A 24,717-nucleotide genomic window follows, 5' to 3' on the forward strand; every position below is an offset into this window, starting at 1 on the left:
GACGACTTATGGCTTATCAATCTCAAGACATTATCCGTCGTTCCGCGACAAACAGTTTCACGCCCGCGCCTCAGGCGCGGGACCACCAGCAGGAAGTGGCGAAGCTCATCGACGTGACCACCTGTATCGGCTGTAAAGCCTGTCAGGTGGCCTGTTCAGAGTGGAACGATCTGCGTGACGAAGTGGGTCACAACGTCGGGGTGTACGACAACCCGGCGGACCTGACCGCCAAGTCCTGGACGGTGATGCGTTTCTCGGAAGTGGAGCAGAACGACAAACTGGAATGGCTTATCCGCAAAGACGGTTGTATGCACTGTGCGGATCCGGGCTGCCTGAAGGCATGTCCGTCAGAAGGGGCTATCATTCAGTATGCTAACGGCATCGTCGACTTCCAGTCCGAGCAGTGTATCGGCTGCGGCTACTGCATCGCGGGCTGTCCGTTCGACGTACCGCGCCTGAACCCGGAAGACAACCGCGTCTACAAATGCACGCTGTGCGTTGACCGCGTCACCGTCGGCCAGGAGCCCGCGTGCGTGAAGACCTGCCCAACCGGCGCTATCCACTTTGGCTCCAAAGAGGATATGAAAACGCTGGCGGCAGAGCGCGTGGGCGAGCTGAAAACCCGTGGTTACGACAACGCGGGCCTGTACGATCCGGCCGGGGTTGGCGGTACGCACGTGATGTACGTGCTGCACCACGCCGACAAGCCGAACCTGTATCACGGCCTGCCGGAGAACCCGGAAATCAGCGCCACCGTGAAGTTCTGGAAAGGCATCTGGAAACCGCTGGCAGCGGTAGGTTTTGCTGCCACCTTCGCAGCGAGCATCTTCCACTACGTCGGCGTTGGTCCGAACCGTGCGGAAGAGGAAGACGACAACCTGCATGAAGAGAAAGACGAGGTGCGCAAATGAGAAAACGTGACACCATCGTGCGCTACACCGCGCCGGAACGCATCAACCACTGGGTCACCGCCTTCTGCTTCATGCTGGCGGCGATAAGCGGGCTGGGGTTCTTCTTCCCGTCCTTCAACTGGCTGATGCAGGTACTGGGCACGCCGCAGCTGGCGCGCATCCTTCACCCGTTTGTGGGTGTGGTGATGTTTGCCTCGTTTATCATCATGTTTTTCCGCTACTGGCACCATAACCTAATCAATCGGGATGATATCTTTTGGGCGAAGAATATTCGTAAGATCGTCGTCAACGAGGAAGTAGGTGATACCGGGCGTTATAACTTCGGCCAGAAATGCGTATTCTGGGCGGCGATTATCTTCCTGGTCCTGTTGCTGGTCAGCGGCGTGATCATCTGGCGTCCGTACTTTGCGCCTGCTTTCTCAATCCCGGTGATCCGATTCGCGCTGATGCTGCATTCATTTGCCGCAGTGGCGTTAATTGTGGTTATCATGGTGCATATCTACGCCGCCCTTTGGGTGAAAGGCACCATTACCGCGATGGTGGAAGGATGGGTAACCAGTACGTGGGCGAAGAAACATCACCCACGCTGGTACCGTGAAGTCCGCCAGAAACAGGAAAAGTCATCTGAATGAGTATTCGCATAATCCCGCAAGATGAGCTGGGGTCGAGCGAGAAACGCACGGCGGATTATATTCCGCCGTTGTTATTCCCCAGACTCAAGAACCTCTACAACCGCCGCGCAGAGCGTCTGCGCGAGCTGGCAGAGAATAACCCGCTGGGCGATTTTCTGCGCTTTGCTGCGCTGGTTGCCCACGCGCAGGAAGTGGTGCTGTACGACCACCCGCTGCAAATGGACCTGACCGCGCGCATCAAAGAAGCCAACGCGCAGGGCAAGCCGCCGCTGGACATTCACGTCCTGCCGCGCGACAAGCACTGGCAAAAGCTTCTGCATTCGCTGATTGCCGAGCTGAAGCCGGAGATGAGCGGTACCGCGCTGGCGGTTATCGAGAATCTGGAAAAAGCCTCTGACCTGGAGCTGGAAGAGATGGCGAGCGCGCTGTTTGCCTCTGACTTCTCTCTGGTCAGCAGTGATAAAGCGCCGTTTATCTGGGCCGCGCTGTCGCTCTACTGGGCGCAAATGGCAAGCCTGATACCGGGCAAAGCCCGCGCCGAATACGGTGAAGCGCGTCAGTTCTGCCCGGTCTGCGGGTCAATGCCGGTCTCCAGCATGGTGCAAATCGGTACCACTCAGGGGCTGCGCTACCTGCACTGCAACCTGTGTGAAACCGAGTGGCACGTGGTGCGCATCAAGTGCAGCAACTGCGAGCAGACCCGTGATCTGAACTACTGGTCGCTGGAAAATGAAGAAGCGGCGGTGAAAGCGGAAAGCTGCGGCGACTGCGGAACCTACCTGAAGATTCTGTATCAGGAAAAAGACCCGAAAGTCGAAGCGGTGGCCGACGATCTCGCCTCGCTGATTCTGGACGCGAAGATGGAGCAGGAGGGCTTTGCCCGCAGCTCGATTAACCCGTTCCTGTTCCCGGGTGAAGGGGAGTAATCTCCTGTGAGAGTGCCGGGCGGCGCAAGCTTGCCCGGCCTACAGGTGGTAAGGTGAAACGACCCCGGCAATGCCCGAAAAGTCTTTCGTATTGCGTGAGATTAACGGGCAACTTCTGCTCTGAGCGGTAGCCAGAATGATGGCGTCGGGCAGCTTCATGCCGTGCTTCTCGCGGAGTAATACGCTTCTTTCAGCAATCTCCCGCGAGATCTCAATAATTTCAAAAGCCCCCATCACAGCCGCCGTTTTTGCTTCATGTCCGTGCTTGCGCGCGCCCACCATGACTTCCATCCACGTGATCAGGCTAATGGCTCTATGCGACGCCGTGCGATCAATGGCATCCGCCGCCTCAACGCGATTATTAAAAAGATCGATGAGAATATTGGTATCAAACACTGCCATGTGCTCCATGATTACCACTCCTCACGCAGCTTGCGTTCATACTCAAGCCCATCTTCCTGCTGGTTTCCCCACAGGCCAAGCGCATCGCGGATAACCGATGAACTCTGCTGGTCGAGATATTGCTCAATAGCTTCCCGTAGCAATTCGGCGCGGGGCCGGTTACGCAGCTGCTTCAGGTTATCCAGTCGCTGAATCACGTCATCAGACAAATCGATCAGTATTCTGCCCATATCAAGGTCCGCCAAAAGACTCATATATCACCTTAGTATATCACTCTTGTATGTTTTCAAGGCAACATACGCTTTCTTTCAGTAGGGTTAAAGTCCCTGGCAATAGTTTTCCTGCCATTTGCGAGGCACTTTCCAGATTTTAATCCGCGACAATATTCTTGTTTTCTTTTGAATCAAACCAGGCTATAAAACTGTTCATCCATACAGTAAAAGGGGTTTTCATGGCGCTGGAACAGGGTATTGCACAACTGGTTCAGGGGTTTATCGCTGCAGGTCGGCCCTCTTCACGTCGCCAGGGCATTGAGGTGCGACGAGCAGGCTATATTGCCAGCACGGAGCTTGCAGGGAAGACCGAAACGCGCGTTCAGGTGGAGACGCTTGTTCTTGAGGGTCTTACCATTCGGGTATTTTCACCTCTTAATGCGCCTGAAATATTGCCTGCTGCCATCTACTACCACGGCGGATGTTTTATCAGCGGCGGCTTTGATACCCATGACAACCAGCTCCGTCAGTTAGCCTGCTACGGCAATTGCCGAGTGATTGCGATTCAGTACAGGCTGGCGCCGGAGCATACCTTCCCCGCCGCACATGACGATGCTGAAAGAGGTGCGAATCTGGTCTGGCAGTATGCAGACGAATTAGGCGTGGATAAGAACCGGCTCACCCTCTGTGGAGACAGCGCAGGAGGGCATCTGGCGCTGGTAACGGCGCTGCGGCTTAAGGTTAAAGGGCTGTGGCAACCTGCGCAGCTTATTCTTATCTATCCCATGCTCGACGCCACGGCCAGTTTTGAAAGCTATACCCTCAACGGCATGGATTACGTGATTACTCGCGATACCCTGCTGAGCGGCTATGAAATATATCTGGCTGGAGCCGACCTTCAGCATCCTGAAGTGAGCCCGCTGTGGCGGGAAGACTTCAGCGGCCTGCCGGCTGTCCATATCGTTACCGCTGAATACGACCCGTTATGCGATGAGGGAGAGGCGCTGTTTCAGCGCCTCACGGAGCAAGGGGTGACGTGTACCGCTCAGCGATGGCTGGGGGTAATACATGGCTTTTTCCAGCTTGGTGGAATTAGCCAGTCAGCGCGAGACGTTATACGGGATATCGCCTGGCGGATCAGTGCCGCCCGGCGATAAAACGGGGAGAGACTACTCCTCCTCGTTCCCGCCCTCTTCATACGCGCCGTAGGGCTTCGCCGGGAGGACGATATACGTTCCTTCAAACACCGCGCCCGCCGTTTCATCGCCAAACAGCTCAACCTGCATCTGTACGCGCGCTTTGCGGCCTCGCGCCAGACGGTCAAGATCGCCACCCAGTGCACCGAGATCGGCCACCGCGCTCGGCTTGCCGCTGATGGGGGCGCTGTAGCGAATATGTGCATCAGCAAGAATAATGGTGCCGCCCAGATGACGCTCGCGCAGCATTAGCCAGATGAGCCCCCAGCCGGTCAGGGTCGCCAGCGAGAAGAGACTGCCTGCAAAAAGGGTGTGGTGCGGATTTTGGTTGCCGATCTCCGGCATGGTGGTAATAAATTTCTGCCCTGTGTACTGCTGAATGCGCACGCCCATTTTTTCACTGAGCGGGATGTGCTCATACCACGCCTGCTGCAGCTGACCGCACCAGTCCGCGCGATGCAGAATGTCATCCAGCGTGGCGATGGGTTTGATCATCAAAAAGTGGCGAATCGGCGTGGTCTGCGGGGCGGTAATTTCGCCCTGGTTAACAAAACCGAGCTTGGCAAAGAACTCGACGGCATCTTCACGGGCGCTACAGGTGACGCGCTTAACGCCTTCCTGACGGGCGACGGACTCCAGCGTCATCGCCATCAGGGTACCGAGCCCTTTATCCTGCACGGACGGGTGAACCGCCATAAAGCGAATAGAGGCTTCATTGTCGGCATTGATATACAGTCGCCCAACGGCGACGAGGTTACCCTCTTCATCCACCACCATTTGATGGTGCGCCATCGCATCCCAGGCGTCGCGTTCAGACCCTTTGGGTTGGTGTAAGGGTTTGCGCAGCATTTCCCAGCGGAAATGGTAGTAGACCTCTAACTCTTCTTCCGTTTGCGGTACTCGAAGGTGATACATAGCTGTACTCTCTCTGGTTACCCGCGGCCACGCCGCCAGTTGGCTCATACCTGGAGCCAGAATGTGACGGGGCCATCGTTCACCAGCGATACCTGCATATCTGCAGCGAATCGTCCGGTTTGCGTATTCATTTCCTGCTGACGGCAGCGCTCAACAAAGTACTCGTAAAGGGCTTCTGCGCATTCTGGCGCAGCACCTTTAGAAAAACCAGGCCGCATGCCACGTTCGGTATCTGCGGCCAACGTAAACTGGGAAACCACCAGCACGCTTCCACCCGCCTGCTGGACGTTGAGGTTCATCTTGCCTTCCGCATCGCTAAAGATGCGGTAGCCCAGCACGCGCTCGCACAGGCGGTTGGCTTTTTGTTCGTCATCATCCTTTTCGACACCTAACAACACTAAAAGTCCTGGGCCGATTTCACCCGTCACCTCATCCTCCACGGTGACGCTGGCACGGGTTACGCGCTGTATCAATGCAATCATGGTTGGTCTGCTTCTTGTTGTTTTTCAGCTTCTGCTGCTTTTTTAAGTTCGCGGTATATTCCGAGAGTGACAGTTATTTCGGCACCAAGCAAGACGATACACCAGGTCCAATAGACCCAGACAAACAAAATGGGGATCACCGCCAGCACGCCGTAAATCAGCTGATAAGACGGGAACATGGTGATGTAAAGCGCGAAACCTTTCTTGCCCAGCTCGAAGAGCACGGCTGCGACCAACGCTCCAACGATGGCATCACGGTTAGGTACGCGCGTCGTCGGTACCACGCTGTAAAGCAGCCAGAACGAGAGCCACGATAAAATGAGCGGGAAGATGCGCAGAACGTTATCAATCACGCTGTTTAAGTCACTCGCCCAGCGCAGAGAAAGAAGATAGGAACTGATCGCCAGACTCGCCCCCGCCAGCAGCGGACCGAGGGTCAAAATCATCCAGTACACGGCAAAGGAGTAAACCTTAGGACGGATTTTTTTACTTCGCCAGATGGTGTTGAGGGCACTGTCGATGGAATACATCAAAAGCAGCGCCGTGACGATGAGGCCGCAGGCGCCCACCGCCGTCATCTTGCTGGAGTTGGCGACAAACTGCTCAATATAGTTCTGTATGACGTCGCCGGTGGCCGGAATGAAGTTTGCAAAAACAAAATGGCGAAGCTGCAGGCTGACATCTGCAAACATCGGAAACGCGGAAAACAGGGCAAAGATGACCGCCACCAGCGGCACCAATGAGAGCAACGACACATAGGCGAGATTCCCTGCCAGCGTCGTCATGTTGTCCTCATCAATGCGGTGCCAGAGCAGCTTCAGCCATGCCCGAAGTGGCCGGGTATGGTGCGTGGCTTTTTGATGAACGGTTTTTAGCATAACTGCTTCGCAAAATAGTTCGGTATCGTCTCTTTTCCGGTCACCAGAATTGACGTGATACCTAACTGGTTAGCTCCCTCTATATTATCGGCGTTGTCGTCGAAAAAGACCGCATCAGCCGCGGAGAATCCTTCTTCCTGCAGAACCGCCTGATAAATACGCGCTTCTGGCTTGCGCATGCCCATCTCCTGGGAGAGATAAATTTTATCTGCTGCCGCGTGGATCTCCGGGTATTCATCCGGCCAAAACGTGGTATGCAGGCGGTTGGTATTTGACAGCACCACCACGCGATGCCCCTGCTCGCGCAGTTTATGCATGATGTCGGTCACTTCCGGGCGGATCGCGACAAAAACTGCCTGCCAGCCATGGGAAAACTGCTCGTAGCTTAACGGCAGATCCATTTCATGGCAGAAACGCTCTGCGAATTCTTCATCGCTGATTTCACCGCGTTCGTGCTGGTGGAATGTCTCACCCATCGCGAAATTCTGTTTTAACGTCGCCAGGGGCACACGGCTAAAATCGCTCCATGCGCCCAGCACCCGATTAAAATCGATATCGACGATTACATTTCCTAAGTCAAAGATATAAAGCATGTTTATCTCCTTTCGCCGTGGAAAAGTAACTGTAGCGGGAAAGATAAGGTTTGGCTATGGAGAGGGACACAACGCAGAAAAAGAAAAACCCCGCCACAAGGACGGGGTTTTAGAGACTTAAAGAGGAGTGAATTACTCTTCTTTCGCACCGCGCATTGCACGTTTACGATCGTTCTCGGTCAGGTGACGTTTACGGATACGAATTGACTGTGGAGTCACTTCTACCAGTTCGTCGTCATCGATGAACTCCAGAGCTTGCTCCAGGGTCATCTTGATCGGTGGAACCAGAACCGTTGCTTCGTCAGTACCTGACGCACGCATGTTGGTCAGTTTCTTACCGGTCAGGCAGTTTACAGTCAGGTCGTTAGAACGACTGTGAATACCGATGATCTGGCCTTCGTAAACTTCTGCACCGTGACCCAGGAACAGCTTACCGCGGTCCTGCAGGCTGAACAGTGCGAACGCAACCGCTTTACCCTGACCGTTGGAGATCAGAACGCCGTTGTTACGCTGGCCTACTTCGCCCGGACGAACATCGTCATAGTGGCTGAAGGTGGAGTACAGCAGACCCGTACCAGAAGTCATGGTCATGAACTCTGAACGGAAGCCGATCAGGCCACGGCTTGGGATCACGTAGTCGAGACGTACGCGGCCTTTGCCATCTGGATTCATATTTTTAAGGTCGCCTTTACGCTCACCCAGAGCCTGCATCACAGAACCCTGATGCTGCTCTTCAACGTCCAGCGTTACGTTTTCGAACGGCTCTTGTTTACGGCCGTCGATTTCGCGGAAGATAACTTTCGGACGGGAAACCGCCATCTCGAAACCTTCACGACGCATGTTTTCGATCAGAACTGACAGGTGCAGCTCACCACGACCGGAAACGCGGAATGCATCAGCGTCTGGCGTTTCTTCAACGCGCAGCGCAACGTTGTGCACCAGCTCTTTGTTCAGGCGGTCAAGGATCTGACGAGAGGTAACGAACTTACCTTCTTTACCACAGAACGGAGAGGTGTTGACGTTGAAGAACATGGATACGGTTGGTTCATCAACGGACAGGGCTGGCAGCGCTTCGACTTTCTGCGGATCGCAAATGGTGTCGGAGATGTTCAGTTCACCCAGACCGGTGATGGCGATGATGTCGCCCGCTTCAGCGATGTCGCTCTCGATACGCTCAAGACCCAGGTGAGTCAGTACTTTACCAACTTTACCGTTACGGGTTTTGCCTTCGCTATCGATGATAGTGACCTGCTGGTTAGGCTTAACTTTACCGCGCTTGATACGACCAATGCCGATTACGCCAACGTAGTTGTTGTAGTCGAGCTGAGAGATCTGCATCTGCAGGGTGCCGTCGAGATCAACGTTTGGTGCAGGAACACGGTCAACAATCGCCTGGTACAGCGGGGTCATGTCTTCAGCCATGTCTTCGTGGTCCAGACCTGCAATACCGTTCAGCGCAGAAGCGTAAACGATAGGGAAGTCCAGCTGCTCGTCGGTCGCGTCGAGGTTAACGAACAGGTCGAAGACCTGATCAACAACCCAGTCAGGACGCGCGCCAGGACGGTCAACTTTGTTGATAACAACAATTGGCTTCAGACCATGAGCAAACGCTTTTTTGGTCACGAAGCGCGTCTGGGGCATTGGGCCATCCATTGCGTCAACGACCAGCAGAACGGAGTCTACCATGGACATTACACGTTCAACTTCACCACCGAAGTCGGCGTGCCCTGGGGTATCAACGATGTTGATACGGTAGTCATTCCATTTGATAGCGGTGTTTTTGGCGAGGATGGTAATCCCACGCTCTTTCTCCAAATCGTTGGAGTCCATCACGCGTTCTTGAGTTTCGGCACGAGCATCAAATGTACCGGACTGCTGCAGCAGCTTATCAACCAGGGTAGTTTTACCATGGTCGACGTGCGCGATGATGGCGATGTTACGCAATTTTTCGATCACAACTTTGCCTCAGGCATTTAGAAATAGCGCGTTATTGTACACGGATTAATCGCACTACAAAACAGGATCACAAACATCCCCCGCAAACAAGTATTGCAGAGATGCTTTGTGATCGCTTTCACGGAGCGGTAAAAGGGCACTTTAACGTAAATTGCACCAATATGGTGCTCAATGTTCACATTGAAGCACTATACTGGTGCAACAAATCCATTGTGGTGCAGCCCTTTTGCACTATGGTGCGCATGATAACGCCTTTTTGGGGTGTTTTAAAAGTTGGCACAGATTTCGCTTTATAAAAATACGGCAAAAAGATGGCATCACAGCCACCTTGATAGAAGTTGAAGACCTCGTTACCACGACGACAATGACCAATCTGGAGAGTTAAGTATGTCCGCTGAACACGTTTTGACGATGCTGAACGAACATGAAGTGAAGTTTGTTGATCTGCGCTTCACCGATACCAAAGGTAAAGAACAGCACGTCACAATCCCTGCTCATCAGGTGAACGCCGAATTCTTTGAAGAAGGCAAAATGTTTGACGGCTCCTCCATTGGTGGCTGGAAAGGCATTAACGAATCCGACATGGTTCTGATGCCAGACGCAACCACTGCGCTCATTGACCCGTTCTTCGAAGAGCCAACCCTTATCATCCGTTGCGATATCCTCGAGCCAGGCACGCTGCAGGGCTACGATCGTGACCCACGCTCCATCGCGAAACGCGCTGAAGAGTACCTGCGTTCTACCGGCATCGCAGACACCGTTCTGTTCGGGCCAGAGCCAGAGTTCTTCCTGTTTGATGACATCCGCTTCGGCGCGTCAATTTCAGGTTCCCACGTGGCTATCGATGACATCGAAGGCGCATGGAACTCTTCCACCAAATACGAAGGTGGTAACAAAGGTCACCGTCCTGGCGTGAAAGGTGGTTACTTCCCGGTTCCTCCGGTCGATTCTTCACAGGACATCCGTTCTACCATGTGTCTGATCATGGAAGAGATGGGCCTGGTTGTGGAAGCGCATCACCACGAAGTGGCGACCGCTGGCCAGAACGAAATCGCTACCCGCTTCAACACCATGACCAAAAAAGCGGATGAGATTCAGATCTACAAATACGTTGTGCACAACGTTGCGCACCGTTTCGGTAAAACCGCGACCTTCATGCCAAAACCAATGTTTGGCGACAACGGTTCCGGTATGCACTGCCATATGTCCCTGTCCAAGAACGGCACTAACCTGTTCTCTGGCGACAAGTACGCGGGTCTGTCCGAGCAAGCGCTGCACTACATCGGTGGTGTTATCAAACACGCTAAAGCGATCAACGCCCTGGCGAACCCAACCACCAACTCCTACAAGCGTCTGGTCCCAGGCTACGAAGCACCCGTCATGCTGGCGTACTCTGCCCGTAACCGTTCTGCTTCTATCCGTATCCCGGTTGTTGCGTCTCCGAAAGCACGTCGTATCGAAGTACGCTTCCCGGACCCAGCGGCTAACCCATACCTGTGCTTCGCAGCATTGCTGATGGCCGGTCTGGACGGTATTAAGAACAAGATCCACCCTGGCGAAGCCATGGACAAAAACCTGTATGACCTGCCGCCAGAAGAAGCGAAAGAGATCCCACAGGTTGCAGGCTCTCTGGAAGAAGCACTGAACGCGCTGGACGCAGACCGTGAGTTCCTGACGGCTGGCGGCGTGTTCACCGATGAAGCTATCGACGCTTACATCGCGCTGCGTATCGAAGAGAACGACCGCGTGCGTATGACTCCGCATCCGGTTGAGTTCGAACTGTACTACAGCGTTTAATCGAGTTGTTTTACCCGGCGTGATAAACGTCGGGAGTAGTTGCCGTGGAAACTTTTAGCCCATCTCCGGATGGGCTTTTTTCTCCACCAACAACCTGATCTGACGCGCTTTTTACGCCGAAAAAGCTATACTGCACTAAATTAGTGCAACCAACTCCAGGAGACTGCTGAATGGCAACTGGCACGCTGCCCGATGCTGGGCAGATCCTCAATTCCCTAATTAACAGTATCTTGCTGGTCGATGACGAGCTGGCGGTGCATTACGCCAACCCGGCAGCGCAGCAACTGCTCGCCCAGAGCTCACGCAAGCTGTTTGGCACCCCGCTTCCTGAACTGTTGAGCTATTTTTCGCTGAATATTGGCCTGATGCAGGAGAGTTTGCAGGCCGGACAGGGGTTCACCGATAACGAAGTGACACTGGTGATCGACGGGCGTTCACATATTCTCTCTCTTACCGCGCAACGTCTTCCCGAAGGACTGATCCTGCTGGAAATGGCGCCGATGGATAATCAGCGTCGGCTCAGCCAGGAGCAGCTTCAGCATGCGCAGCAAATTGCCGCTCGTGACCTGGTGCGTGGCCTGGCGCATGAGATAAAAAACCCGCTGGGTGGGTTACGCGGTGCAGCACAGCTGCTGACCAAGGCGTTGCCCGACCCTGCGCTGGCAGAGTACACCAACGTTATTATTGAGCAGGCCGACCGCCTGCGTAATCTGGTTGACCGTCTTCTTGGGCCGCAGCAGCCGGGCATGCACGTCTCTGAAAGCATTCATAAAGTGGCGGAACGGGTGGTGAAGCTCGTCTCAATGGAACTGCCAGAGAACGTCACGCTGGTGCGCGATTACGACCCAAGCCTGCCGGAACTGGCGCATGACCCGGACCAGATTGAACAGGTTCTGCTGAACATTGTACGTAACGCGCTACAGGCGCTGGGACCGGAAGGGGGCGAGATTATTTTACGTACCCGCACCGCCTTCCAGCTCACGCTGCACGGCGTGCGCTATCGTCTGGCGGCACGTATCGACGTTGAAGATAACGGTCCGGGTATCCCGCCGCATCTGCAGGACACGCTGTTTTACCCAATGGTCAGCGGCCGCGAAGGCGGCACCGGGCTGGGGTTATCCATTGCCCGCAGTTTGATCGACCAACACTCTGGCAAAATTGAATTTACCAGTTGGCCGGGACATACCGAGTTTTCGGTTTTCCTGCCGATTAAAAAATAAAGGTGACGTTTATGCAACGAGGGATAGTCTGGGTAGTCGATGACGATAGCTCCATCCGTTGGGTGCTGGAACGCGCGCTCACTGGGGCGGGGTTAAGCTGCACGACGTTTGAGAGCGGCAGCGAGGTGCTCGACGCACTCACCACCAAAACGCCAGATGTTTTGCTTTCGGATATTCGCATGCCGGGAATGGACGGGCTGGCGCTTTTAAAGCAGATCAAACAACGCCACCCAATGCTTCCGGTCATCATAATGACGGCGCACTCCGACCTGGATGCCGCAGTGAGCGCCTACCAGCAAGGGGCGTTTGATTACCTGCCAAAGCCGTTTGATATCGACGAGGCGGTGGCTTTGGTTGAACGCGCCATCAGCCACTACCAGGAACAACAGCAGCCTCGTAATGCGCCCGATTTTGGCCCCACTACGGACATCATCGGTGAAGCGCCTGCGATGCAGGATGTGTTTCGCATCATCGGGCGTCTGTCGCGTTCGTCCATCAGCGTATTGATTAACGGCGAATCGGGTACCGGTAAAGAGCTGGTTGCCCATGCATTGCATCGCCATAGCCCGCGAGCTAAAGCGCCCTTCATCGCCCTGAATATGGCGGCCATCCCGAAGGATTTGATTGAGTCCGAGCTGTTCGGCCACGAAAAAGGGGCGTTTACCGGGGCGAATACTATTCGTCAGGGGCGCTTTGAGCAGGCTGACGGCGGGACGCTTTTCCTGGATGAAATCGGTGATATGCCGCTGGACGTTCAGACCCGCCTGCTGCGCGTGCTGGCCGACGGGCAATTTTACCGCGTGGGCGGCTATGCGCCGGTGAAGGTGGACGTGCGCATTATCGCTGCGACGCACCAGAACCTGGAGCTGCGCGTGCAGGAGGGAAAATTCCGTGAGGATTTATTCCACCGCCTGAACGTTATCCGCGTTCACCTGCCGCCGCTGCGCGAGCGCCGGGAAGATATTCCCCGCCTGGCGCGTCATTTCCTGCAGGTGGCAGCCCGCGAGCTTGGCGTGGAGGCCAAGCTGCTTCACCCGGAAACCGATGCCGCCCTCACCCGACTTGCGTGGCCGGGCAACGTGCGCCAGCTGGAAAACACCTGTCGCTGGTTAACCGTGATGGCAGCCGGACAGGAAGTGCTGATTCAGGATTTACCCGCAGAGCTGTTTGAAGCCACTGCACCTGAAAGCAGCACCGGTCACGCGCTGCCGGACAGTTGGGCAACGCTGCTGGCACAGTGGGCTGACCGCGCACTGCGTTCCGGTCATCAAAACCTGCTGTCTGAAGCTCAGCCTGAGATGGAACGTACGCTGTTAACCACCGCGCTTCGTCATACGCAGGGCCATAAGCAGGAGGCCGCTCGCCTGTTGGGATGGGGACGTAATACCCTGACGCGCAAGCTTAAAGAGCTGGGAATGGAGTGATTTTGGCAGTGCCGGGTGGCGCTTCGCACCCGGCCTACATTTCGCGGTTGCCTAAGCCGAAAGCGGCTTAAATAACCCGCGAGAACTGCTGCAGGCGCGCTTTCTGACGCAGATAGGCGTCAAAGCACATGCAGATATTACGGATCAACAGACGCCCTTTCGGCGTGACCTCAATGGCACCCTCAGTAACATCCACCAGCCCATCTTTGGCCAGCGGGGCAAGCAGCTTCAGATCTTCTGCAAAATAATCGCTGAAGGTCAGATTCCACTGTGCTTCCACGTCACTGAAATCGAGACGGAAATTGCAGATAAGCGCCTTAATCACATCGCGTCTGATGCAGTCGTCGCGGGTGAGCGCGATGCCACGCCACAGCGCGTTGCCCGTTTCATCAACCTGCTGATAATAATGTTTTAACTCTTTCTGGTTCTGCGCGTAGCAGTCGCCAATCATGCTGATGGCCGAGACGCCCATCCCCAGCAAGTCGGTATCGCCCTGTGTCGTGTAGCCCTGGAAGTTGCGGTGCAGAACGCCTTCGCGCTGGGCAATCGCCAGCTCGTCATCCGGACGGGCAAAGTGATCCATCCCGATAAACTGATAACCGGTTTCGGTCAGCGAGGTGATAGTTTCCTGCAAAATATCCAGTTTCTGCTGAGCAGAAGGGAGATCGGCATCTTTGATTTTGCGCTGAGCAGCAAACAGCGTCGGCAGGTGCGCATAGTTAAAGACGCTCAGACGGTCCGGGTTAAGTTCAGCCACGCGCTTCAGCGTGAAGGCGAAGCTCTCCGGCGTTTGCTTTGGCAGGCCGTAAATCAGGTCGATATTGGTCGACGTAAAGCCGATATCACGCGCGTGGTTGAGTAAGGCAAAGATAAATTCTTCGTCCTGCTCGCGGTTGACCAGACGCTGCACCTCTTTGTTGAAGTCCTGTACGCCCATGCTCAGGCGGTTGAAACCTTCGGCGCGTAAGTGATCCAGTACATCCAGCTCGATTTCGCGCGGATCGACCTCGATCGAGATTTCAGCGTCGTCGTTAAAATTAAAGTTGCCGCGCAGCAGCGCCATCAAACGGCTGATCTGCGCTTTATTCAGGTACGTTGGCGTGCCGCCGCCCCAGTGAAGCTGGCTGACGTGACGACCGGCAAACAGCGGCGCGCGGTGCAGGATTTCCTGCTCAAGCGCATCAAGATACTGATCGGCTTTGTGCTGCTGGCGGGTAACGATTTTATTGCATCCGCAGAAGTAGCAGAGCTTGTGGCAAAACGGAATATGGACATAGAGCGACAGCGGACGCTCGGGATAGCGCGCGACGGCCTGCTGAAAATCCGCCTCGCCGAAAGCATCGGAGAACTCCAGCGCGGTGGGGTATGAGGTATAACGCGGCCCGGAATAGTTATATTTCTGGATTAGGGCCAAATCCCAGTCGATAGTTGGTGCTGACATGCTCACTCCTTCCGTTGGTGTCGCGTTCGTTTACGGCGGCCCGGTCTGGCCCCATTGCGAGCCATCATTCGGGTGCGCAGCCACTGATGTCGCCGCGACAACCGCCGTAGTTTAACGAATAACCACACCAGATAACATATAACCGGAAGGGTTATAAGCAGGACTATTGAGCCTGCCGGGTGCAAATGTTAGTTTCCACCCTTCAGAAGACGCATCATATCTTCCTGCTTCTCGTCTTCTTCTTCATCTTCGTCATCGTCGTATGACAGGCCCAGCTTCTGCATCAGCTCATCAATGCGGTCCAGTTTGGCATCAACCCATGACTGTTCTTCTGCGGTCAGGGTTTCACCTTCTTCAAGACGTTCCAGCAGCGCATCCAGGCGCTCATCGTTCTCCAGCAAATCCAGCTCAGCCTGCGGTGAAAGCATAGGTTTCTCGCTCTTTGGTTTGTGCTGCTTAGTGACCGGGGTGTCTGTCACGCCCAGTGGAATGGGAGTTTTACTGCCGATACGGGGATCTTTCTGCGCCTTACCTTTTGCAGAAGCGCCCGTTGCACCGCTACCACTTGCACGGCTACCCGCAGCATGGCCACGATGCTTTTTATCGCGTTTGCGATCGCGCGCTTCCTGGTTCAGTTCTTCGCGCGTTTTGCGGCGTGCTTTTGCTGGGCGTTTCGCGCCCGCTGCGGTGGTCGGTTTTTTCATGATGTTTTATCTTTAAGCCGTTTTATTCAGTATAGAATTGCGGCGAAATCTAGCAGAAAGCAAGCAAAGAAAAAAGGCGACAGAGCAATCTGTCGCCTTTTTTCCTGACTCACAACCCTTAGCGGGTCAGACATTCCATGTTTACCAACAACAAACCCTGTTTATCCCTTGGCAAATACCGTCCGTGATACGGTTCCATTTCCTGTAAAAACGCCTCCAGGCGCCCGTCATCCTGACAATCCCGAGTCTTCGCCTCCTGGCGCTCCTGACCCTTATCCTTAAGTCGTAATCCTGTTGGCATCCTCGCCTTGACGCACACTTTACCTTTTTCCCTTAAACTAACAAGCAACGAAAGGGTACAAAAACGGATTTTCGGATTATTACTCACTATCAAGTCTATGATATTTAATAGTTTGCATTTTTAAACGCCTGCGATTTCTCTTAAATATCCCATAGGGTTTGTAGCCGATCTCTTACACATGAGAGGGTTTTCGCTTACGTGCCTGGTACGATGGGAAAAGCCTTTTGCCCGCATTCAGGTATAATCCCCCGCAGATTACGATTTTTGGAGACGACCACGTGACTACCTGGAACTACCAACAGACGCATTTTGTCACCAGTGCGCCTGATATTCGCCACCTGCCTTCTGATACGGGTATTGAAGTGGCATTCGCTGGCCGCTCCAATGCGGGAAAATCCAGCGCCCTGAATACGCTGACCAATCAGAAGAGCCTGGCGCGCACCTCAAAAACACCTGGCCGTACTCAGCTGATCAACCTGTTTGAAGTTGCAGAAGGCAAACGCCTGGTCGACTTACCGGGCTACGGCTATGCGCAAGTACCTGAAGAGATGAAGATCAAATGGCAGCGTGCGCTGGGTGAGTACCTGGAAAAACGCCAGTGCCTGAAAGGTCTGGTGGTGCTGATGGATATCCGCCATCCGCTGAAAGATCTCGATCAGCAGATGATCGACTGGGCTGTAGAGAGCGATATCGCCGTGCTGGTTCTGCTGACCAAAGCCGATAAGCTGGCTAGCGGTGCGCGAAAAGCACAGGTGAATATGGTTCGCGAAGCGGTGCTGGCATTTAACGGTGATGTGCAGGTTGAGCCATTCTCCTCGCTGAAAAAACAGGGCGTGGATAAACTGCGTCAGAAGCTCGACAGTTGGTTTAACGAGCTGGAACCCGCGACAGAAGCGGAAGAAGAGTAAATATGAGCGCGGCAATGTCCGCGCTTTTTTTTTCCTGACATTTTCTTTGCCGCAATAAAAAACGCCCCAGTCATTACTGACTGGGGCGGCTAAAATATTCAGCCAAATCCGATTACGTGAAGTAAAAGGTCTGAAAGATAGAACATCTTACCTCTGTACCCTACGTCGTTAACTCTACCCCTTTTTTATCTGTAGAAAAAGCACTTTTTGTAGTTTTTTTTCATTCTTTACATAGGGAATTCTAATGATTGTCACAAAACGCACGTCGTTATGTTGCTAACTTACATAAAACGCGCGTTATTCCATGAACCCTTAGTGAGCCTGATCCCAGTTTTCGCCACTCCCCACTTCCACCAGCAACGGAACGTCCAGCTTCATGCTGCTTTCCATCAGTTCGTGGATCTTCTGAGACACTTTTTCAAGATCGTCTTTGTGCACTTCGAACACCAGTTCATCGTGTACCTGCATGATCATTTTCACGCGCGGTTTATCTTTTTCCAGCCAGGCATCCACGGCGATCATCGCACGCTTGATGATGTCAGCAGCGGTTCCCTGCATTGGGGCGTTGATAGCCGCACGCTCTGCGCCTGCACGGCGCGCCGCGTTGCTGGATTTGATGTCCGGCAGATACAGACGACGACCATCCAGCGTTTCAACGTAGCCTTTCTCTTTCGCTTGCGCACGGGTGCGTTCCATATACTCCAGTACGCCCGGGTAGCGTTCGAAGTAGAGATCCATATACTTCTGCGACTCTTTACGCGGAATGTTGAGCTGGCGTGACAGGCCAAAGGCGCTCATCCCGTAAATCAGACCGAAGTTAATCGCTTTCGCGCTGCGACGCTGTTCGTTTGTCACGCTATCCAGCGGCAGGCCAAAGACTTCAGCGGCCGTTGCCCGGTGAATATCCTTCCCTTCGGCAAACGCGGTCAGCAAGCCCTTATCACGCGACAGGTGCGCCATAATGCGCAGCTCAATTTGTGAGTAGTCCGCAGAGACAATCAGATAATCTTCTGGCGCAATAAAGGCCTGACGAATACGACGACCCTCTTCATTGCGCACAGGAATGTTCTGCAGGTTGGGATCGGTCGACGAGAGACGCCCGGTTGCAGCAACCGCCTGATGATAAGAGGTATGCACACGCCCCGTTTTCGGGTTAATCATCAACGGCAGCTTATCGGTGTAGGTCGATTTAAGCTTCGCCAGACCGCGATACTCGAGGATAACTTTTGGCAGTGGATAATCCAGTGCCAGCTCTTCCAGCACCTCTTCAGAGGTTGATGGCGCGCCGCCAGGGGTTTTCTTCAGCGGCTTGATGCCCTGCTTTTCAAACAGGATAGTTTGCAGCTGTTTAGGCGACGACAGGTTAAACGGCTCTCCGGCAAGCTCATGGGCTTTTTGCTCAAGCTCGGTCAGACGCTGCGCCAGTTCACCCGAGTGGTTATGCAGCACCGTTGGATCGATTTTTACGCCGTTGCGTTCGATGCGGGACAGCACCGGCACCAGCGGCATTTCGATATGCTGGAACACGTTCAGTGGGCCTTCCTGCTTTTGCAGCTTTGGCCACATCTTCAGGTGCAACTGCAGCGTCACATCGGCGTCTTCCGCCGCGTAACGACCCGCCTCTTCCAGCGCAATCTGGTTAAAGGTGAGCTGATTTTTACCTTTTCCGGCAATCTCTTCAAACGTAATGGTTTTGTGCTTGAGCCAGCGGTCAGATAAGGAATCCATATCATGACGGCCTGCCACGCTGTCCAGAATGTAGGATTCCAGCATGGTGTCGAAGGCGATGCCGCGCAGCTCAATACCGTAGTTTTGCAGAATGCCGCGGTCATATTTCAGGTTCTGCCCAACTTTGAGCGCCTTGTCATCTTCGAGAATCGGCTTCAGCAGCTCAAGGACGCGGTCGCGGGAGATCTGATCCGGCGCATCCAGGTAATCATGTGCAACAGGGACATAGGCCGCAACGCCCGGTTCGGTGGCAAATGACAGACCCACCATGTTGGCCGAGATGTTATCGAGGCTGTCAGTTTCGGTGTCAAAGGCAAAGACCGGCGCTTTTTTCAGCTTCTCGATCCAGGCGACCAGCTGTGACTCTTCAAGAAGGGTTTCGTAGTTGTCGAAAGAGAGCGCGACGACCTCTTCGTCTGCCTGCTCTTCAGCATCCACAACAATCGTCTCTTTCGGCTTCACGGCAGGTTTCACGCCTTTTGCCTGCAGCCATTTACCGGCTTCCACGTCAGTGGTCCAGCGCTTAAATTCGTATTTCTTAAACAGGCTCAGCAGATCGTCAGCGGAAGGCTGTTGCACTTCCAGCTGCTCACAGCCCAGTTCCAGCTCGACATCGGTTTTGATTGTGGCCAGCTTATAAGAGAGATAAGCCACCTCTTTGTTATCTTCCAGCTTCGCCGCCATGGTTTTCGCACCACGGAAGGTGAGCCCGGCGATTTTATCCGATTCCGCGTAGAGCGTATCCAGCCCGCCCAGCCCCTGAAGCAGCGCCTGCGCGGTTTTTTCACCGACGCCCGGCACACCAGGGATGTTATCTGAGGAGTCGCCCATCAACGCGAGGAAATCAATAATCAGTTCAGGCGGCACGCCATATTTTGTGACGACTTCTTCAGGCCCCAGAATGGTGTTGGTCATGGTGTTAATCAGGGTGATACCTGGCGTCACAAGCTGCGCCATGTCTTTATCACCGGTACTGATCAGCACTGGACGGCCCATTTTTTCTGCTTCACGCGCCAGCGTGCCGATAACGTCGTCGGCCTCAACGCCAGAAACGGCCAGCAACGGCAGCCCCATCGCTTTCACCATGGTGTGCAGCGGCTCGATCTGTGCTCGCAGATCGTCAGGCATCGGCGGACGATGGGATTTGTAATGCTCAAACAACTCGTCGCGGAAGGTTTTACCTTTTGCATCAAAGACCACTGCCGCATGGGTTGGCTGATACTGAAGGATCAAGCTACGCAGCATGTTCAGCACGCCGTACATTGCGCCGGTGGGTTCCCCTGCGCTGTTGGTCAGAGGAGGAAACGCATGGTATGCCCGATACAGGTAAGAAGAGCCGTCGACGAGAATAAGAGGGTTTTCTGGGATCTGAACCATAATGTCCGTGCCTTTAATCAATTTATGGGTAAAGGATGCCACAGAAGGATGAAAACATCAGTTATTAGCGCCTGATACAGGAAAAGATTTTGCGATCGAGAGGATCGCTCGCAAAAATCAAACTGTGGATAAGTTTGTGCATACTTTCACTACATATGAATAACAGCCGTAAAACTCCTATCCCATTATATAATTTATTGTTTATTATCATCATATTAAGTAAGTACTCATTATCCATATTGCGAATTGATGACAATTTAGTCTATGTGGATATAAGCCTCGTTTATTCCGTCATCGCAGACATATCTGCTATAGCAGGTAAAAGCCGCACCCCCGCCGCGTGAAAGCACCATTTTTTAGTCTGTTTTCTGATAAACTCAGCGCCCTGCGCCGTATATGCGGCGGCTTAGTTTAAGCTAACCACCTGAAAATACTGATTATGTCGAAATTGCTCGCTGCAATAACACTACTGTTAAGCATCATTTTAACCATTCTGGTGACTATCGCCTGTTCAGTGCCGATCATTATTGCCGGAATGATTAAGCTGCTGCTGCCTGTGCACTCGGTGTGGCGAGCCGTTTCTGCGTTTTGTAATTTTATGATGTATTGCTGGTGCGAAGGGCTGGCGATTCTGCTGTGCCTTAACCCGCACCTGAAGTGGGATGTTCAGGGTCTGGAAAGACTCAACAAAAAGAACTGGTATCTGCTGATCTGCAATCATCACAGCTGGGCTGACATCGTGGTGTTATGTGTGCTGTTTCGCAAACATATCCCGATGAATAAATATTTCCTGAAACAACAACTGGCCTGGGTGCCTTTCATTGGCCTGGCCTGCTGGGCGCTGGATATGCCGTTTATGAAACGCTATTCACGCAGCTATTTACTTCGTCACCCGGAACGACGCGGTAAAGATGTGGAAACCACACGCCGCTCCTGCGAAAAATTTCGTGCGCATCCAACGACGATTGTTAACTTTGTAGAAGGCTCTCGTTTTACCGAAGAGAAGCGCAGTCAGACTCGCTCCCCTTATCAGCACTTACTGCCGCCTAAAGCTGCGGGCATTGCGATGGCATTGAACGTGTTGGGCGAGCAGTTCGATAAATTATTGAACGTTACGCTTTGCTACCCGGAGAACGATAAGACGCCATTTTATGACATGCTCAGCGGCAAACTGACGCGTATTGTGGTTCACGTTGATCTGGTTCCTGTTGAGACGGAACTGCACGGTGATTACGTTAACGATAAGAATTTTAAACGTCGTTTCCAGCTTTGGCTTAATACGCTCTGGAAAGAGAAAGACGAGCAGATAGACAACATTAAAGCTTCTTACAAAAACGCCGGTCATTGACCGGCGTTTTTACATCAACAATCTTACTTCTTCTCAACCAGATATTTCACGGTATCAGCATACTGTTGTACGAAGATATCCATGCTGCTGGTGTCCATGCCCTGCATGTTCAGCTGATATTTGCCGTTAACAAACATCGCTGGAACGCCCTGAAGCTGGAGGTCAGCAGCCGCTTTTTCCTGCTGGGCAACCAGTGATTTCACCACGAAACTGTTCCATGCGGCATCGTACTCTTCACCTTTCACACCGGCATCCACGAATACTTTACGGATATCCGCAGTGGTCTGAACGGTCTGGGTTTTCTGTACGGCTTCAAACATTGGGGCGGTGATCTTATCTTCCACGCCCAGTGCGATAGCTACCGCCCACGCCTGAGTCAGGTCTTTGCCCAGCGGGCCCAGGAACTCAACGTGGTATTTCGTCATTTTGGTGCCTTCCGGCAGCTTTTTCTTCACGTTGTCAGAGACATGCAGCACCTGCTCGAACTGATAGCAGTGTGGGCAATAAAACGAGAAGAACTCCAGAACCTGTGGCTCTCCGGCAACTGGCTTGTCCAGCGTAATGTACTGCTTACCATCGGTAAACTGTGCAGCAGAAGCGCTAAATGCCAGAATCATACCTGCCAGCGCCAGCCAAATTTTTTTCATGATCAACTCTCTCCTGGGTGTGTCCAATTAATACATCGGCGTTAATTGCAGAGGGGGTTCTTGCAGAACCTTAACCTGCTCAGTAAATGTGGATATCTGGCTGCGCCAGTAATCCTCTCCGGTAAGCCACGGGAAATTTCGGGGAAATGCGGGATCATCCCAACGCCTGATTAACCATGCGAGATAATAAACAAAACGCATCGCACGTAAAGGCTCTATCAAGGCAATTTCGTCTGAATTAAAGGGGCTAAATTCTTCATACGCTTCAATAATGGTTTCAAGCTGCATTCTCTGCTCGGCTTTATCACCATTGAGCAGCATCCACAGATCCTGAACCGCTGGCCCCATGCGAGCATCATCGAGATCGACAAACAGTGGGCCATCGCGCCAGAGAATATTGCCAGCATGGCAGTCTCCATGCAGACGCAGTGTGGGAATGTCATCACACCAACTGGCTTTCACCGCTTCAATAAGTTTGTCGGTCGCGCTAAGGAATTTATCCTTTAATCCACCAGGAATAAGTGTCGAGGTTTCGAATACCTGCCGTGGCTCGATAAGGTATTCCTGAATACCGATGGTCGGGCGGGCAATAAACGGCTTTTTGCGTCCCGTCTGATGAATGCGCCCCAGGTAGCGGGCAACCCATTCCATCTGGTCGATATTATCAGCTTCAAACTGACGCCCGCCCAGGCTTGGGAATACGGCGTAATAAAAACCTTCGTGGGTAAGCAGCGTTTGGTTGTTAAATTTCAAGGGCGCAGCAACGGGAACATCGTCATCCAGCAGATCGTGGGCAAACTGATGCTCTTCCTGAATTTGTTCTGCAGACCAACGCTTAGGACGATAGAACTTTACAACGAAGCGCTGGCGCTCCTCATCCTGAAACTGATAGACGCGATTTTCGTAGCTATTTAACGGGGTTAACCCAGAATCCACCCGAATACCCTGCTCGTACAGGGCGTCCATAATGGTATCCGGGTGTAATGTCTGGAAAGTAAAAGCCTGGTCGTTCATCCGATCATCCGGAAATTATACGAATGATTCAGGATATCATCTTGTGGCGATTTCGGTGGCTCCGCTTACAAGCTTTTACTCTTTAATTACCCCACGCGCGCGCAGCAATGCGGTTTTAAAATCTTCCTCATAATCTTTCTGAATACCAGGAATAACAGCATCTTTGGCTGAATCACGCATTTTAAGGTGGTAGATCAGGATGTCGTCAGAAAGGTCTGTCAGCTCGCCGTCAAAACCTGACTCTTTCGCCAATTTCTGTAAAAATTGCATCAGATTCAGCTCCGGCTCTTTTTGCCAGGCTGGCTGGAGGAGTTCAATAACTTCATTCAGACGTTTACATTTCATGGTGGTGCTCCTTTCATTTAGAGAGACACGTTAGCAGGGTCAATCCCACAATAAAAGAGGCGATATTAGTGAATGAATGCCAGAAAATCATCGGTGTCGTTCTGGCCGGTGGCAGAGCGACCCGCATGGGCGGAGAAGATAAGGGGCTCCAGCTGCTGAATGGAAAGCCCTTATGGCAGCATGTCGCTGACAGGCTTGCAGATCAGGTGTCGACAATCGCGCTCAGTGCTAATCGTCACATCGCTATTTACCAACGCAGCGGATTCCCCGTTTATCAGGATAACCTGGCAGATTATCCGGGGCCTCTTGCTGGGATGCTCTCGGTCATGCAGCAGGCTAAGGGGGTGTGGTTTCTCTTTTGCTCCTGCGATACACCCTTTATTCCGGCTTGCCTGGTAGAACGCATGGTACAACAGCGCGGTGACTCGCCCGTGGTTTGGGCACATGACGGTGAGCGCGATCATCCGACGATCGCCCTGATTCATATATCGTTAGTTTCTGACCTGCAGGCTTACCTGTCTGCTGGAGAGAGAAGGGTGATGGTGTTTATGCGGCAGGCAGGCGGACATCCGGTTGATTTTAGCGATGTGAAGCCAGCATTTGTGAACGTGAATACGACAGAAGATTTGCAGGCACTGCAGGAGAAGAAATGACACCTGTTTTAGCAATTTCCGCCTGGAGTGGTACCGGGAAAACCACGTTACTCAAAAAGCTGATACCTGCACTGTGCGCCAGAGGTATTCGTCCAGGTTTGATTAAGCACACGCATCATAATATGGATGTCGATAAACCGGGCAAAGATAGCTATGAGTTGCGTAAAGCGGGTGCGGCACAAACGATGGTGGCAAGCACTCAGCGCTGGGCATTGATGACAGAAACCCCGGATGAGGCGCCGTTGGATCTCGCGTATCTGGTCAGCCGAATGGATCACTCCACGCTGGATCTGGTGCTGGTTGAGGGGTTTAAGCACGAGGCTGTGGCGAAGATCCTGCTATTCAGGAGCGATGCCGGGCATGATATTAGTGAGTTAACGCTGGATGAGCATGTGATTGCGGTGGCTAGTGATGTTGTTTTGCCGCTTGAGGTTCCGGTGCTGGACTTAAATGACGTGGATAGGATTGCAGAGTTTATTTTGGGGTGGTGTGCGGTCTGACTTGCCGGGTGCGGCTTTGCCTTACCCGGCCTACAAAATACAAAATTCAGTGGTCCAGAAACGCAAAAAGGCCATCCTTGCGGATGGCCTCTCTACTTAATTGATGCCTGGCAGTTCCCTACTCTCACATGGGGAGACCCCACACTACCATCGGCGCTACGGCGTTTCACTTCTGAGTTCGGCATGGGGTCAGGTGGGACCACCGCG

General features: G+C 53.3%; 24 protein-coding genes and 1 rRNA gene. 11 read left to right on the plus strand and 14 right to left on the minus strand.

The window, feature by feature from the left end; all coding sequences use genetic code 11:
- Positions 1 to 8: 8 nt before the first annotated feature.
- Genes fdxH through fdhE form a run of 3 tightly spaced genes read left to right on the plus strand, consistent with a single transcriptional unit; the run spans position 9 to position 2,469 of the window.
- Positions 9 to 911 (plus strand): formate dehydrogenase subunit beta, encoded by a 903-nt coding sequence (fdxH, locus tag KW829_RS22155; RefSeq protein WP_010436855.1) that lies wholly within the window; start codon positions 9 to 11, stop codon positions 909 to 911.
- Positions 908 to 1,543: a formate dehydrogenase cytochrome b556 subunit gene (fdoI, locus tag KW829_RS22160; RefSeq protein ID WP_010436852.1), complete on the plus strand. Its 636-nt coding sequence runs from the start codon at positions 908 to 910 to the stop codon at positions 1,541 to 1,543. The genes fdxH and fdoI overlap by 4 nt, the downstream gene beginning before the upstream one ends.
- Positions 1,540 to 2,469 carry a formate dehydrogenase accessory protein FdhE gene (gene fdhE, locus KW829_RS22165; protein WP_010436850.1) on the plus strand — a complete coding sequence of 310 codons (930 nt, stop codon included), beginning with the start codon at positions 1,540 to 1,542 and terminating at the stop codon, positions 2,467 to 2,469. The genes fdoI and fdhE overlap by 4 nt, the downstream gene beginning before the upstream one ends.
- Before the next feature lie 39 nt (positions 2,470 to 2,508).
- On the opposite strand, the gene KW829_RS22170 is transcribed toward fdhE, so the two are convergent.
- Positions 2,509 to 2,880 (minus strand): type II toxin-antitoxin system VapC family toxin, encoded by a 372-nt coding sequence (locus KW829_RS22170; RefSeq protein WP_010436848.1) that lies wholly within the window; start codon positions 2,878 to 2,880, stop codon positions 2,509 to 2,511.
- A 2-nt stretch (positions 2,881 to 2,882) separates the two neighbouring features.
- Complete coding sequence (locus KW829_RS22175) at positions 2,883 to 3,125, minus strand: ribbon-helix-helix protein, CopG family (protein ID WP_010436846.1); 243 nt, start codon at positions 3,123 to 3,125, stop codon at positions 2,883 to 2,885.
- A gap of 197 nt (positions 3,126 to 3,322) precedes the next feature.
- Here KW829_RS22175 and KW829_RS22180 point away from each other — a divergent pair, with 197 nt between their 5' ends.
- Positions 3,323 to 4,240 carry an alpha/beta hydrolase gene (locus KW829_RS22180; RefSeq protein ID WP_010436845.1) on the plus strand — a complete coding sequence of 306 codons (918 nt, stop codon included), beginning with the start codon at positions 3,323 to 3,325 and terminating at the stop codon, positions 4,238 to 4,240.
- 12 nt (positions 4,241 to 4,252) lie between these two features.
- Here KW829_RS22180 and fabY read toward each other — a convergent pair whose 3' ends face one another.
- The 5 genes from fabY to typA all read right to left on the minus strand — a co-directional run bounded on the left by fabY (position 4,253) and on the right by typA (position 9,103).
- Positions 4,253 to 5,194, minus strand: coding sequence for a fatty acid biosynthesis protein FabY (gene fabY, locus KW829_RS22185; RefSeq protein ID WP_010436842.1), 942 nt, complete (start codon positions 5,192 to 5,194; stop codon positions 4,253 to 4,255).
- A 44-nt stretch (positions 5,195 to 5,238) separates the two neighbouring features.
- A complete protein-coding gene (gene dtd / locus KW829_RS22190; protein ID WP_010436840.1) occupies positions 5,239 to 5,676 on the minus strand; it encodes a D-aminoacyl-tRNA deacylase in 438 nt (145 codons plus the stop codon).
- Positions 5,673 to 6,554, minus strand: coding sequence for a virulence factor BrkB family protein (locus KW829_RS22195; RefSeq protein ID WP_010436837.1), 882 nt, complete (start codon positions 6,552 to 6,554; stop codon positions 5,673 to 5,675). Before KW829_RS22195 ends, dtd begins: the two co-directional genes overlap by 4 nt.
- Positions 6,548 to 7,147, minus strand: coding sequence for a glucose-1-phosphatase (yihX, locus tag KW829_RS22200; RefSeq protein ID WP_010436834.1), 600 nt, complete (start codon positions 7,145 to 7,147; stop codon positions 6,548 to 6,550). The genes KW829_RS22195 and yihX overlap by 7 nt, the downstream gene beginning before the upstream one ends.
- Before the next feature lie 132 nt (positions 7,148 to 7,279).
- Positions 7,280 to 9,103: a ribosome-dependent GTPase TypA gene (gene typA / locus KW829_RS22205; protein ID WP_010436831.1), complete on the minus strand. Its 1,824-nt coding sequence runs from the start codon at positions 9,101 to 9,103 to the stop codon at positions 7,280 to 7,282.
- Positions 9,104 to 9,490: 387 nt separating this feature from the next.
- On the opposite strand from typA, the gene glnA reads away from it, so the two are divergent.
- From glnA to glnG, 3 genes are all read left to right on the plus strand, one after another.
- Positions 9,491 to 10,900: a glutamate--ammonia ligase gene (gene glnA, locus KW829_RS22210; RefSeq protein WP_010436828.1), complete on the plus strand. Its 1,410-nt coding sequence runs from the start codon at positions 9,491 to 9,493 to the stop codon at positions 10,898 to 10,900.
- A gap of 170 nt (positions 10,901 to 11,070) precedes the next feature.
- Positions 11,071 to 12,120 carry a nitrogen regulation protein NR(II) gene (glnL, locus tag KW829_RS22215; protein WP_010436825.1) on the plus strand — a complete coding sequence of 350 codons (1,050 nt, stop codon included), beginning with the start codon at positions 11,071 to 11,073 and terminating at the stop codon, positions 12,118 to 12,120.
- An 11-nt stretch (positions 12,121 to 12,131) separates the two neighbouring features.
- On the plus strand, positions 12,132 to 13,544 hold the full coding sequence (glnG, locus tag KW829_RS22220; protein ID WP_010436823.1) for a nitrogen regulation protein NR(I): 1,413 nt from the start codon (positions 12,132 to 12,134) through the stop codon (positions 13,542 to 13,544).
- A gap of 67 nt (positions 13,545 to 13,611) precedes the next feature.
- Here the strand turns inward: glnG and hemN are convergent, their stop codons facing one another.
- Complete coding sequence (hemN, locus tag KW829_RS22225) at positions 13,612 to 14,985, minus strand: oxygen-independent coproporphyrinogen III oxidase (RefSeq protein ID WP_010436820.1); 1,374 nt, start codon at positions 14,983 to 14,985, stop codon at positions 13,612 to 13,614.
- Between the two features lie 188 nt (positions 14,986 to 15,173).
- Positions 15,174 to 15,689: a Der GTPase-activating protein YihI gene (gene yihI, locus KW829_RS22230; RefSeq protein ID WP_089600439.1), complete on the minus strand. Its 516-nt coding sequence runs from the start codon at positions 15,687 to 15,689 to the stop codon at positions 15,174 to 15,176.
- 579 nt (positions 15,690 to 16,268) lie between these two features.
- Here yihI and yihA point away from each other — a divergent pair.
- Positions 16,269 to 16,898 (plus strand): ribosome biogenesis GTP-binding protein YihA/YsxC, encoded by a 630-nt coding sequence (gene yihA / locus KW829_RS22235; protein ID WP_010436812.1) that lies wholly within the window; start codon positions 16,269 to 16,271, stop codon positions 16,896 to 16,898.
- Between the two features lie 312 nt (positions 16,899 to 17,210).
- Here the strand turns inward: yihA and polA are convergent, their stop codons facing one another.
- The gene (gene polA, locus KW829_RS22240; RefSeq protein ID WP_010436810.1) at positions 17,211 to 20,003 is read right to left on the minus strand and encodes a DNA polymerase I; all 2,793 of its coding nucleotides are present in this window, start codon (positions 20,001 to 20,003) and stop codon (positions 17,211 to 17,213) included.
- Positions 20,004 to 20,442: 439 nt separating this feature from the next.
- On the opposite strand from polA, the gene KW829_RS22245 reads away from it, so the two are divergent.
- Entirely contained in the window at positions 20,443 to 21,351 is a 909-nt protein-coding gene (locus KW829_RS22245) for an acyltransferase (RefSeq protein ID WP_218309102.1), read from the plus strand.
- 23 nt (positions 21,352 to 21,374) lie between these two features.
- On the opposite strand, the gene dsbA is transcribed toward KW829_RS22245, so the two are convergent.
- The 3 genes from dsbA to KW829_RS22260 all read right to left on the minus strand — a co-directional run bounded on the left by dsbA (position 21,375) and on the right by KW829_RS22260 (position 23,357).
- The gene (dsbA, locus tag KW829_RS22250) at positions 21,375 to 21,998 is read right to left on the minus strand and encodes a thiol:disulfide interchange protein DsbA (protein ID WP_010436806.1); all 624 of its coding nucleotides are present in this window, start codon (positions 21,996 to 21,998) and stop codon (positions 21,375 to 21,377) included.
- A 27-nt stretch (positions 21,999 to 22,025) separates the two neighbouring features.
- Positions 22,026 to 23,012, minus strand: a complete 987-nt coding sequence (locus KW829_RS22255; RefSeq protein WP_218309104.1) for a serine/threonine protein kinase — start codon at positions 23,010 to 23,012, stop codon at positions 22,026 to 22,028.
- A gap of 75 nt (positions 23,013 to 23,087) precedes the next feature.
- Entirely contained in the window at positions 23,088 to 23,357 is a 270-nt protein-coding gene (locus tag KW829_RS22260) for a YihD family protein (RefSeq protein ID WP_010436801.1), read from the minus strand.
- A 68-nt stretch (positions 23,358 to 23,425) separates the two neighbouring features.
- On the opposite strand from KW829_RS22260, the gene mobA reads away from it, so the two are divergent.
- Together mobA and mobB are read left to right on the plus strand one after the other, a co-directional pair.
- Positions 23,426 to 24,010, plus strand: coding sequence for a molybdenum cofactor guanylyltransferase MobA (mobA, locus tag KW829_RS22265; RefSeq protein ID WP_172698848.1), 585 nt, complete (start codon positions 23,426 to 23,428; stop codon positions 24,008 to 24,010).
- Positions 24,007 to 24,510 carry a molybdopterin-guanine dinucleotide biosynthesis protein MobB gene (mobB, locus tag KW829_RS22270; protein ID WP_218309105.1) on the plus strand — a complete coding sequence of 168 codons (504 nt, stop codon included), beginning with the start codon at positions 24,007 to 24,009 and terminating at the stop codon, positions 24,508 to 24,510. Before mobA ends, mobB begins: the two co-directional genes overlap by 4 nt.
- A 105-nt stretch (positions 24,511 to 24,615) precedes the next feature.
- On the opposite strand, the gene rrf is transcribed toward mobB, so the two are convergent.
- Positions 24,616 to 24,717: ribosomal RNA gene (gene rrf / locus KW829_RS22275) — 5S ribosomal RNA — on the minus strand; the annotation flags it as partial.

This window comes from Enterobacter sp. ENT02, from assembly GCF_019219165.1.
GTDB lineage: Bacteria > Pseudomonadota > Gammaproteobacteria > Enterobacterales > Enterobacteriaceae > Enterobacter > Enterobacter mori.

Excerpts from the sequence above, each read along its gene's own strand:
- fdxH (WP_010436855.1), top strand. The coding sequence starts at position 9 with ATGGCTTATCAATCTCAAGACATTATCCGTCGTTCCGCGACAAACAGT.
- fdoI (WP_010436852.1), top strand. The coding sequence starts at position 908 with ATGAGAAAACGTGACACCATCGTGCGCTACACCGCGCCGGAACGCATC.
- fdhE (WP_010436850.1), top strand. The coding sequence starts at position 1,540 with ATGAGTATTCGCATAATCCCGCAAGATGAGCTGGGGTCGAGCGAGAAA.
- KW829_RS22170 (WP_010436848.1), bottom strand. The coding sequence starts at position 2,880 with ATGGAGCACATGGCAGTGTTTGATACCAATATTCTCATCGATCTTTTT.
- KW829_RS22175 (WP_010436846.1), bottom strand. The coding sequence starts at position 3,125 with ATGAGTCTTTTGGCGGACCTTGATATGGGCAGAATACTGATCGATTTG.
- KW829_RS22180 (WP_010436845.1), top strand. The coding sequence starts at position 3,323 with ATGGCGCTGGAACAGGGTATTGCACAACTGGTTCAGGGGTTTATCGCT.
- fabY (WP_010436842.1), bottom strand. The coding sequence starts at position 5,194 with ATGTATCACCTTCGAGTACCGCAAACGGAAGAAGAGTTAGAGGTCTAC.
- dtd (WP_010436840.1), bottom strand. The coding sequence starts at position 5,676 with ATGATTGCATTGATACAGCGCGTAACCCGTGCCAGCGTCACCGTGGAG.
- KW829_RS22195 (WP_010436837.1), bottom strand. The coding sequence starts at position 6,554 with ATGCTAAAAACCGTTCATCAAAAAGCCACGCACCATACCCGGCCACTT.
- yihX (WP_010436834.1), bottom strand. The coding sequence starts at position 7,147 with ATGCTTTATATCTTTGACTTAGGAAATGTAATCGTCGATATCGATTTT.
- glnA (WP_010436828.1), top strand. The coding sequence starts at position 9,491 with ATGTCCGCTGAACACGTTTTGACGATGCTGAACGAACATGAAGTGAAG.
- glnL (WP_010436825.1), top strand. The coding sequence starts at position 11,071 with ATGGCAACTGGCACGCTGCCCGATGCTGGGCAGATCCTCAATTCCCTA.
- glnG (WP_010436823.1), top strand. The coding sequence starts at position 12,132 with ATGCAACGAGGGATAGTCTGGGTAGTCGATGACGATAGCTCCATCCGT.
- hemN (WP_010436820.1), bottom strand. The coding sequence starts at position 14,985 with ATGTCAGCACCAACTATCGACTGGGATTTGGCCCTAATCCAGAAATAT.
- yihI (WP_089600439.1), bottom strand. The coding sequence starts at position 15,689 with ATGAAAAAACCGACCACCGCAGCGGGCGCGAAACGCCCAGCAAAAGCA.
- polA (WP_010436810.1), bottom strand. The coding sequence starts at position 20,003 with ATGGTTCAGATCCCAGAAAACCCTCTTATTCTCGTCGACGGCTCTTCT.
- KW829_RS22245 (WP_218309102.1), top strand. The coding sequence starts at position 20,443 with ATGTCGAAATTGCTCGCTGCAATAACACTACTGTTAAGCATCATTTTA.
- dsbA (WP_010436806.1), bottom strand. The coding sequence starts at position 21,998 with ATGAAAAAAATTTGGCTGGCGCTGGCAGGTATGATTCTGGCATTTAGC.
- KW829_RS22255 (WP_218309104.1), bottom strand. The coding sequence starts at position 23,012 with ATGAACGACCAGGCTTTTACTTTCCAGACATTACACCCGGATACCATT.
- KW829_RS22260 (WP_010436801.1), bottom strand. The coding sequence starts at position 23,357 with ATGAAATGTAAACGTCTGAATGAAGTTATTGAACTCCTCCAGCCAGCC.
- mobB (WP_218309105.1), top strand. The coding sequence starts at position 24,007 with ATGACACCTGTTTTAGCAATTTCCGCCTGGAGTGGTACCGGGAAAACC.